1 protein-coding gene is annotated in these 1,674 nt (G+C 63.4%); it reads right to left on the bottom strand.

The features are described 5' to 3' along the window. Positions 1 to 174: 174 nt before the first annotated feature. Positions 175 to 1,557 carry an IS1380 family transposase gene (locus ACFWU5_RS29050; RefSeq protein ID WP_379270074.1) on the bottom strand — a complete coding sequence of 461 codons (1,383 nt, stop codon included), beginning with the start codon at positions 1,555 to 1,557 and terminating at the stop codon, positions 175 to 177. Between the last annotated feature and the right edge of the window lie 117 nt (positions 1,558 to 1,674).

Below are 1,674 nucleotides of genomic sequence, written 5' to 3' on the forward strand. Positions count from 1 at the left end.
AGCCTCAATTTTTCGCCAGGCGGTCGGCCCGGCCTGAGCGGTTTCGGATTGGTTGAAAGCTGCTGATCAGCAGCTTTCGGGCAACCAGTAGTGCCCCGGTCAGCGGGTTCGCTGCCGGGTCCACGGCCCGGAGGATTTGTCCTTTCAAGGGGTTGTAGGAATGATTTGCGCTGGTCAGTCGGGTTTCAACCGGTCCAGCGCGGTCGTCAACAATCCGGTATGGGGTGCATGAGCGGACAGTCGTAGATGTGTTCGGCGGGCATGCCGCGCCAACCGGCCGGGTAACGAAAACAGGTGTAGCCGTAGTGTTTTCGGCTCCCACCGCCGAGCGTGATGGTCATGAAGGGCGATGGTTTGCAACCATGCGGTCAGATCCAACGCGAGTTCGACCACGGCCAGCCAAATCTGGTTGGCGGCAAAGGATTTGAAGGGCAGATTGCGGGCCCCGGTATCCTTCGCGGCGCGGATGCGGTCTTCGCAACGAGCCCGATGACGGTGCCGTAACTCCAGGTCAGGGACCTGACCGCGAGTAGCGTTGGTGACGAACGCGGTCAACCGCAAACCATCGACGTCGGTGAACCGTAACTGTGCACCGGGGTGCGGGCGTTCTTTTCGCACCACCAACCGCATGCCCTTGGGCCAGCTCGACAGGTCCGTCAGGCCGGTGATTTCGGCGACCCACGCGCCTTTACGGACTCCGCCGTCGGCGTCGTAGGCCGGGGTCCACACGTTGTTGGGGACCTTGGCGATCGCTTCGACGAGGGTGTCGGTCAGGGTGAACCCGAGGGAATATTGCAGGTGCCGGGCGGTGCAATAGGCGGCGAATTCGTGGGTGCCGCCACCGCCGTCGGTGCGGACCAACACCTTTCGGCCGACTCGATATCCGGGCCGGAACGGGAGTTGTTTCAAGGCGGCGGCGAGCACGGTCTTGTGGTCAGCGGCGGTGTTCGCGCCGGCGTTTCCTGGGCGCAACAAGGCCGCGGCGGGTTCGCCGGTGCCGGTGGTGCCGTGGTCGATGAACGCGAGCAATGGGTGGAACCCGAATCCCTTTTTGTAGGTCGGGGCCGCGTGTTGTTTGTCGGAGTGGGCGGTGAGCAGGGTGGCGTCCAGGTCGATGACCAGCGGAGCGGTGTCATCGATGCCGTGGTCGGGGGCGTGGGCGCCTGCGGTTTTCCATGCGACCGCACGGGCATCGGCGCGAGCAGAAGCGATAGCTTTCAACGCGTTCGGGGCGTCAGCGGCCAGTGTCGCGATCAGGCGTGACACGGTCGGGTCCGAGGCCACGGACCCGAAAACGCCGGGCTCGCAACGCAATGCTGACAGGTCCGAGGCGCAGTCGCCGCCGATCGCGATCGACACCGCCAGGTCGAGCACGATCTTTCCGGGATCGTGGCAGGTCAGGGGCTTGGACCATCGCGCGAACTGTTCGCCTAATGCCCGGTCCAGCCCGACCGCTGACGCTGTCGCGAGCAATCCGACTGCGCCTGCGTGGGAGATGATTCCGGTTCCTTGCCCGTCAACTTTCAGCGACGGGTACCACGACGTAGACTGCTTCACCAGAAGGGTGCTCCCGAACTCGATTTTTCTTCCCTAGACAAGAAGAATTATCGCAGGTCAGAGCACCTTTCGCCATTTCTGGTGCAGGTCAGACCCTATTTCCATGACCGGTCGAGG

Origin of the sequence: Nocardia sp. NPDC058640, assembly GCF_042716995.1 — a bacterium.
Lineage (GTDB): Bacteria > Actinomycetota > Actinomycetes > Mycobacteriales > Mycobacteriaceae > Nocardia.